Source organism: Actinomadura sp. NPDC048032 (assembly GCF_040653175.1).
Classification (GTDB): Bacteria; Actinomycetota; Actinomycetes; order Streptosporangiales; family Streptosporangiaceae; genus Spirillospora; species Spirillospora verrucosospora.
The window spans coordinates 1-7,932 of sequence record NZ_JBEZJP010000390.1 but is presented as its reverse complement, the minus strand read 5'-3'; the positions used below and the strand labels follow the sequence as shown (position 1 = coordinate 7,932).

The window sequence follows — 7,932 nt, the reverse complement described above, 5'->3', positions numbered from 1 at the left end:
GGACGCGTTCGTCCCGGCGTACCGGACGCTGGGCGGCGCCCGGGTGAGCGGCCGTCGTCACGATCCCCAGTCGGGGCGCAGCGGCATGCGGCTCGTGCCGTCGTCCTCCAGCTTCACGCCGAGCGTCTGGTGCAGCTGGATCCAGTTCTGGTTGAAGCCGAGCACGCAGCCCGCCATGTAGACGCGCCACACGCGGGCGGTTCCCTCGCCGACCTCGGCGACGGCCTCGTCCCAGTGCGCGTCGAGGTTCTCGCACCAGCCGGTGAGCGTGCGCGCGTAGTGCTCGCGCAGGTTCTCCTGGTGCCGGATCTCGAACCCCGCGTCGTTCATCTGGCTCTGGACGTAGCCCGGGCCCTCCAGCTCGCCGTCCGGGAACACGTACCGGTTGATGAACCCGTTCTCCTTGCGGGAAGGAGAGGTGTTGTCCGGACGCGTGATGGTGTGGTTCAGCATCCGACCGCCCTTCTTCAGCTTCCCGTGGAGGAAGGAGAAGTAGGCCGGGAGGTTCTTCTTCCCGATGTGCTCGGTCAGGCCGATGGAGCTCACCGCGTCGAAGCCGGTCTCGGCCACGTCCCGGTAGTCCATGTGCCGGACCTCCGCGAGGTCGGACAGGCCCCGGTCGGCGATCGCCTTCTGCGCCCACTCGGCCTGCTGCTTGGACAGCGTGACGCCGAGCGCCTTGACCCCGTACTCCTTCGCGGCGTGCATCACCATGCCGCCCCAGCCGCAGCCGACGTCCAGCAGCCGCATCCCCGGCTTCAGCCCGAGCTTCTTGGCCACCAGGTCGTGCTTGTTGAACTGCGCCTCTTCCAGAGTGGCGCCCTCATGCGGGTAGCACGCGCAGGTGTAGGCCATCGAGGGGCCGAGCACCCACTCGTAGAAGGTGTTGGACACGTCGTAGTGGTGGGAGATGGCCCGCGCGTCCCGCTTCTTGGAGTGCCGGAGCCACGACGGGATGCGGCTGAACGGCGCCTCCTGCGGCGGCGGGTCCAGCCGGCGCGACGCCGCCGCGCGCAGCAGCGGATCGCGCAGCACCCCGCCGGCGATCCTCGCCTTGTCGCGCGGTGTCACGTCGCTGAGCACCTGCTGCATCGTGGTCAGCGCCGTGATCATGTCGCCGTCGACGTCGATCATGCCGGTGACGTAGGCGCGGGCGAGCCCCAGCGCGCCCGGCGAGTGCAGCAGGTACGAGACCGCGTACGGTGAGCGCACGTCGAAACGGATGTCGGCGCCGGGCACCCCCGCCCGAGATCCGTCGTAGGCCGTGAACTCCACTGGCGCCTCAGCCCCGGCGAGCTGCTCGAAGACCCTGGCCAGCGTCATTGTGGTTCCTCCTGTCTCTCCGCCCCGGCCCGGGCGGCGGCGCTCGGGCCGCCTCCCGCGCGGGGCTCCCCCGAACTGCGGGCGCCTGGTCAGCGTCCGCGCACGCACTTGTCGTAGAGGTCCAGCAGCCGCCCGCGCGGATCGTAGACCCCCTTGAGCCGCCGGTAGGTCTCCCCGTCGTAGTACCGCCAGAACTCGTCCCGGCCGTAGAAGGCCGTCGAGTACAGGGACTTGTGGCCGTCGAGGGCGGCGACCTTACGCTCGATGAGCCGGTTGTGGTACTCGGGGATCTGCCCCGGCGGGATCCGCACCGTCCCCCAGAAACCGGCGTTCACGTAGGGGCGGCCCACGTCGAGCGGGTACAGCGGCCACCGCTCCTTCGCACGCAGCGGGCACAGCCAGATCGGGCTCATGCCCACCTTGTCGTGGAAGAACTCCAGGAACTCCGGAAGCCGCTCGACCGGCACCTCGATGTCCTGGATGACGTCCTCGCGGGGCCGCAGCCCCCGCCACCGCTCCGCGCGCGCGACGATCTGGTACCGGCGGTCGTAGGCGACCAGCTTGCGGTACACGTCGGAGCGCTTGAACTTGCCGGGCCACAGCCGCCGGACCGTCGGGTTCTGCACGCCGAACGCGCCCGAGCACCAGAACCAGTCGGTGTCCCAGCGCCAGATGTAGTCGCGGATCGTGAGGAAGTCGACCGACCGCTGCTGGATCGACCTGTAGTAGATCTTCTGGCCGGTATAGTCGGAGGTGTAGGGCGCGGAGTCGGCGAAGAAGCCGAGCGTGATGTACTGCTCGTCCGCGCCGAAGACCGTCCCGTCCATGAAGTCGACGGTCTCGTCCTCGAACGTCCCGGACTCGGTGATCTCCCCCAGGACGCGGGCGAGCTCCGCCGCGTCGGTGAACCGCAGGTGCCGCAGCCGGACGTAGGGCCGGACGGGGCGCAGCTCGATCTTCAACCGGAGGCTGTAGCCGAGCGTCCCGTAGGAGTTCGGGAAGCCGTAGAACAGGTCCTTGTGCTCGTTGTCGCGCGTCGCCGTGACGACCTGCCCGTCGCCGGTGAGGACCTCCAGCTCCAGGACGCCCTCGTGCGGCAGCCCGTCGCGGAACGACGTCGACTCGATGCCGAGCCCGGTCACCGCCCCGCCCAGCGTGATCGTCTTCAGCTGGGGGACGACCGTCGGCATCAGCCCGTGCGGCAGCGTCGCGTCGACCAGGTCCTCGTAGGTGGTCATGCCCTGGACCTGCGCGGTCCGCTCGTCCGGGTCGACGCTCAGCACCTTGTCGAAGCCGGAGACGTCCAGGCCGGGCGCCGCCGAGGGGTCGCGCCACCGGAACAGGTTCGAGGTCCGCTTGGCCAGCCGCACCGGCGTGCCCTCCGGAATGGCCTGGTAGGACCTCCTGAGCGCCTCCACCGCCCGCTGGTGATCGCCCTTGATCGCAAGCTCCGTCATCTACCCCTCCCTCGCATAGTTAATCGATCATCCCATGCATGGTCCACATAACTCGGACGTTAAAGGAGTCACAGGTAGAGAGGGGAATAAACCCACGGGCGTGCGCATAGGCGTCGTTCCATCTCCTGGAGGCGGCCGGTCGCGCTCGACGCGACCACGTCAACCCTCCCCGGAGGGGTACTCCGACAAACCCGAGCCGCGTTCAACGCCAGGCCCGCGCGCCCCGCGTCACTTCACCAGGCGCAGGATCCACGGATAGTGGAACGTCTGGCCGGTCAGCGCGAAGACGGCCGCGATCGCCGACAGCACCCACGCCACCGCGTACACGACCCCGCCGACGCCGAAGGTGACGATCGTGAGCAGCAGCAGCGTCACCTGGAAGTTCACGGCCTCCGCCGCCTGCCGCCGGACGTAGGGCGACCGCTTGCCGCTCAGCAGCATCAGCACCAGCGGGCCGACGAACAGCGTGGGGACGGCGACCGCGTGCGCGGCGGCGGCCAGCATCCGGTCCTCGCCCGTGGCGGCCTCGCCCCCGGCCGGCGCGGGCGCCGCCGGGACGGGCACCAGATCGAGGAGGACGGCGCCGAGGTCGTTGCGCGTCTTGGCCGTCATCGCCAGCTGCACGCGCATGTCGAACTCGTCCTCGTCGAGCCGCCCCTCGGCGTAGGCGTCCTGAAGCCGCTGGATGACCGGTTCCCGCTCGGCGTCCGAGACCCGCAGATCCCCCACCGCGTAGCTGCTGTTCATACGCCCATGGTCCGCGCGGCACCGCCGCGGGGCCATCAGGGAAGACCCTGAGGATCCCCTGAATTCCGCTGGACGTACTCCTTCCCGGGGGTCAGGCGCCCGCCGAAAAGCTCGGGCACCGTGACGAACACGTACCCCTCGGCGGCCAGCCGGTCGATGATCTTCGGAACGGCCTTCACACTCGTCGGATGGATGTCGTGCATCAGCACGATGTAACCCGGCCGCGCCGCCTTCAGCACCCGCTTCTCGACGTAGGCGGTGTCGCGGTGCTCCCAGTCGAGGGGGTCGACCGACCACAGCACCTGGGCCATCCCCAGCTCCCGCGTGATCTTCGTCAGCCGCTCGGAGGTCGACCCGTAGGGCGGCCTGAGCAGGGTGGGCGTGACCCCGGACGCCCGCCGGATCGCGTCCTGCGTCCGGGTCAGCTCCTCCATGATCTTCTTGTGGGACGCCCGCCCGAGGTCGGCGTGGGTGTAGCTGTGGTCGGCGATCTCGTGCCCGGCCTCCAGCTCGCGCCGCACGAGCTCCGGATACTTCGCCGCGTTCTCCCCCACGATGAAGAACGTCGCCCGGACCTTGCGGGCGGCGAGGATGTCGAGCAGCTCCGCGGTGCTCTCCGCGGGCCCGTCGTCGAACGTCAGCGCCAGGCACTTGGCCCGCGCGCAGTCGGGCGGCGGCGGCTTCGGCGGCGCGGCCGGTCGCGGCGGGGGCTTCGCCTTCGCGGGCTCGGCGCGCGCGATGGGTCCCACCTGGCCCTGGGCCGGGGTGAGGGTGCTCAGGAGCCCGAACACCGCGACCGCGAGCACGGCTCCGGCCACCCGCCGAACAAGGTTCGGCCCGTTCATCGACACCCCCGCGTGATGATCCCCCGAAGGCGCCAGTCTAGGGCGCGGCCCCCCGGCCCGCCGGGGTCGTCGCCGCTGTGTCGGGAACCAGGGCGCCGCCGGTCTCGTTATCGTCGTACACCGCAAGCCCGCTCCGGAGCTCCTCCGGGCGGGACCCGACGACGGGGTGAGGGATGAGGTTCCGGGACCGGTTCGGGATCCGCAGGCACCGCGGGTCCACGGTGACCAGGCTCGACAGGGAGGCGACGGACTCCGACATCGAGGCGCTGATCGCCTTCGCCCGCGCCCGCCGCGGCGTCGAGTTCTTCGTCGAGCCCGAGACGTACGCCACCGACACCACGGCCGTCGCCGTCGCCCACGACGGCGAGTGGACCCGCCGCCGCGTCGGCTCCCCCAAGGTCATCGGCAAGGTGGCCCGCGACCTCGGCCTGCCCGTCTACGACGTCCAGATCGTCGGCTACCCGCCCCGCATGCGCGCCTGGAACGACCGCAACCACGACCGGCGCATCGACCCCGGCACCCCGGGCCAGGCCGTCTCCTCCTGACCCGTTCGCGGAGTCCCGGAAGCCGGAGGCCGGGGGCCCTCGGGTGTCGCGGGGCGCGGGCTCGTCCCCATGCTCGGCGTCCTGGTCGATCCGGGGCCGATGAGTTCTGGTAGCGGCCGGAGTCAGTTTGGTCATGACTACGCAGGTACTCGAGACTCCCGAGGTCGACCTCGTCTACGACGTCCACGGGCCGCCGCCGACCGCCGGCGGGCGCCCGCCGCTGTTCATGGTCGGCCAGCCCATGGACGCCGGCGGCTTCGGTGCGCTGGCGTCGCACTTCCCTGACCGCACCGTGGTCACCTACGATCCGCGCGGTCTCGGCCGCAGCATCCGCAAGGACGGCCGCGTCGACCAGGTGCCCGAGACCCAGGCCGGCGACCTGCACGCCCTCATCGAGGCGCTCGGCGCGGGCCCGGTCGAGATGTTCGCGAGCAGCGGCGGGGCGGTGACCGCGCTCGCGCTCGTGACCGCCCACCCTGAGTGCGTGACCACCCTCGTGGCGCACGAGCCGCCGCTCATCGCGGTGCTTCCCGACGCCCGGGCCGCCGAGCGCGCCCGGGCCGGCGTCCGCGACGCCTACGAGGACGCGGGCTCGGGCGCCGGCATGGCGGCCTTCATCGTGATGACGTCGTGGCAGGGCGAGTTCACCGACGCCTACTTCGCCCAGCCCGCGCCGGACCCCGCCGCGTTCGGGATGCCGACCGAGGACGACCGGTCCCGTGACGATCCGCTGCTGTCCGACCGGTCGTGGGCGATCAGCGACTACCGGCCCGACGTCGACGCGCTGACCGCGGCACCGGTCAGGATCGTGATCGCGGTGGGCGAGGAGTCCGGGGATACCTTCACCGCACGCACCTCGGTGGCGATGGCCGAGCTGCTCGGTCAGCGACCGGCCGTCTTCCCGAGTCACCATGGTGGCTTCGTCGGCGGCGAGTCCGGCTACGCCGGGCAGCCCGAGGCCTTCGCGCGCAGGCTCCGCGAGGTGCTCGGCGACGCCGGCTGACGGTGGTCCTTCAGAACCCGGCGCCCAGGTGCTCGGCGCGCTCACCCTGTCCGCCGCCCTCGCGGCTGCGGTCACCCACGACGCCGCACGCGCCACCGGCCTCCGTCTGCGCCATGGCTTTCCTCCCGGTAGTCCGGTCACCGGGCCGCTCGCGCTCCGCCGTTCGCCGAACGGTCCAGGTTCTGCGGACGGGCCATGCCCGTCCGCAGTTTGGCGGGTGCGATGCCTGCGTTGACCACTTCGCGGAGGATGACGGCCATGGAGTAGGCGGGATCGGCGTCCAGGGCGCGCTGCAGGGCGACGTTGGCCAGGCCGCCGTCGCCGGCGGAGTAGGCGGCGAAAGCCAGCAGGGACGCGGGCGCCGGGACGCGGGCGGGGTCGACGCGGCGGACGATGTCGCGCCAGAACGCGATGTCGGCGGCCGATGCGTCCTCTTCGAGGCGGATCCAGGTCTCGTCGCGGACGCGCGGGTCGGTGAGGACGAGGCCGAGCCAGGCGACCTCGTCGTCGGTCGGGCGGGAGCCGGTGCGGGCGCGGGCCGTCAGCGCGAGGACGAAGGCGAGGTCGTCTTCGGCGGACGAGATCGGCCGGGCCAGGTAGCGCCGCTCGGCGCGCTCGGCGGCGCAGCGCATAGCGGTGCGGGCAGGGCCCTCGGGCGGCCGGACGGAGGCGATCAGCTCGGCGCGGTCGGCCAGGGCCACGTGGCCTCCGAAGGTCGCCTCGGCGGCGACGGCGCTGGCGGAGATGTCATACGGGGTGCCTTCGGGTGGGCAGCAGACGTCGTCGCAGGTGAGCGACCACCAGCGGCCGTCGGCGACGCGGATGGCCTCGGCGACGGGGACGCCGGCGGCGTCCAGGGCCGCGCGCATGGGCCGGGCGGCCTCCGCCACCTCGCCCGGCGGGCCGTACCCGAGCAGGAGCGAGCGGGCGAAGCCGTTGCCGGCCAGGACGGCGGCGACGCGTTCGGCGGCGCCCGGCGCCGGTAAGTCGAGCCGGATCGCGCATGTGCCGCCGGATCGTCCCTCGAAGCCGATGACGACGAGGCTGCGCGAGGGGTGGAAGCCGAGCAGGTAGGGGACGGCCGCGATGGCGTCCTGGGCGGAGCGGATCACCAGTGATGTCATGGGTCGAGGTTCTCAGGGGCGGCGGAGGCGCCGCCGCGGCTCTCGGAACTGTGGATAACTCCCGGGTGATTACGGGGCGCGGTCGTGCGGGACGGGACGCGGGTGTCGGCCGCGGGCGGTAGCGTTGGGCGACGTGCCCGCCCCTGATCTGCTGACCGGCAGCGAGACCCAGATTCCCGACATGGCGACCCTGCTCGCCGCGGCCGTCGCGTCCGTCGGGGGCGCCGAGCGCCCCGGGCAGGTGGCGATGGCGCGGGCGGTCGAGAAGGCCATCGACTCCGGGGAGCACGTCGCCGCGCAGGCCGGCACGGGGACGGGCAAGTCGCTCGCCTACCTGGTCCCCGCGATCCGCCACGCCGTCAAGGAGGAGACGACCGTGGTCGTGTCCACGGCGACGATCGCGTTGCAGCGCCAGCTCGTCGACCGCGACCTGCCGCGGCTCGCGGAGGCCCTCGGCCCGCTGCTCGGGACGGAGCTGAAGTTCGCGATCCTCAAGGGGCGCCGCAACTACCTGTGCCTGCACCGGGTGCAGACGGGCGTGCCGGAGGAGGAGGACGGCGGGCCGAGCCTGTTCGACCCGCAGCAGCTGTCCACGCTCGGACGGCAGGTCAAGCGGCTGAACGAGTGGGCCGAGGAGACCAAGACCGGCGACCGCGACGAGCTGGTGCCGGGGGTGGGCGAGCAGGCGTGGCGGCAGGTCGCCGTGACGGCGAAGGAGTGCCTGGGCGCGCAGCGGTGCCCGCAGGGCAGCGAGTGCTTCGCCGAGCTGGCGCGGGCGGAGGCCGGCGAGGCGCACATCGTCGTCACCAACCACGCGCTGCTGGCCATCGACGCCCTGGAGGAGTTCCAGGTCCTGCCCGAGCACGACGTGGTGATCGTCGACGAGGC

General features: G+C 72.0%; 8 protein-coding genes. 3 read left to right on the top strand and 5 right to left on the bottom strand.

Annotated features, from left to right (window positions below):
• Positions 1 to 57: 57 nt before the first annotated feature.
• From AB0C69_RS33995 to AB0C69_RS33980, 4 genes are all read right to left on the bottom strand, one after another.
• Positions 58 to 1,323, bottom strand: a complete 1,266-nt coding sequence (locus AB0C69_RS33995) for a class I SAM-dependent methyltransferase (RefSeq protein WP_345183164.1) — start codon at positions 1,321 to 1,323, stop codon at positions 58 to 60.
• Positions 1,324 to 1,412: 89 nt separating this feature from the next.
• A complete protein-coding gene (locus tag AB0C69_RS33990) occupies positions 1,413 to 2,780 on the bottom strand; it encodes an FAD-binding oxidoreductase (RefSeq protein ID WP_360359061.1) in 1,368 nt (455 codons plus the stop codon).
• 228 nt (positions 2,781 to 3,008) lie between these two features.
• Positions 3,009 to 3,527, bottom strand: a complete 519-nt coding sequence (locus AB0C69_RS33985) for a DUF1707 and DUF4870 domain-containing protein (protein ID WP_360359059.1) — start codon at positions 3,525 to 3,527, stop codon at positions 3,009 to 3,011.
• A 35-nt stretch (positions 3,528 to 3,562) separates the two neighbouring features.
• Positions 3,563 to 4,345, bottom strand: a complete 783-nt coding sequence (locus tag AB0C69_RS33980) for a polysaccharide deacetylase family protein (RefSeq protein ID WP_360359057.1) — start codon at positions 4,343 to 4,345, stop codon at positions 3,563 to 3,565.
• A gap of 200 nt (positions 4,346 to 4,545) precedes the next feature.
• Between AB0C69_RS33980 and AB0C69_RS33975 the strand changes: the two genes are divergently transcribed.
• The gene (locus tag AB0C69_RS33975) at positions 4,546 to 4,917 is read left to right on the top strand and encodes a hypothetical protein (protein ID WP_360359055.1); all 372 of its coding nucleotides are present in this window, start codon (positions 4,546 to 4,548) and stop codon (positions 4,915 to 4,917) included.
• 133 nt (positions 4,918 to 5,050) lie between these two features.
• The gene (locus tag AB0C69_RS33970; protein WP_360359053.1) at positions 5,051 to 5,920 is read left to right on the top strand and encodes an alpha/beta hydrolase; all 870 of its coding nucleotides are present in this window, start codon (positions 5,051 to 5,053) and stop codon (positions 5,918 to 5,920) included.
• Between the two features lie 137 nt (positions 5,921 to 6,057).
• On the opposite strand, the gene AB0C69_RS33965 is transcribed toward AB0C69_RS33970, so the two are convergent.
• On the bottom strand, positions 6,058 to 7,044 hold the full coding sequence (locus AB0C69_RS33965) for a DUF4192 domain-containing protein (protein WP_360359051.1): 987 nt from the start codon (positions 7,042 to 7,044) through the stop codon (positions 6,058 to 6,060).
• Between the two features lie 181 nt (positions 7,045 to 7,225).
• Here AB0C69_RS33965 and AB0C69_RS33960 point away from each other — a divergent pair.
• Positions 7,226 to 7,932: DEAD/DEAH box helicase (locus AB0C69_RS33960; protein WP_360359064.1), on the top strand; the 707-nt coding region annotated here is incomplete at its 3' end.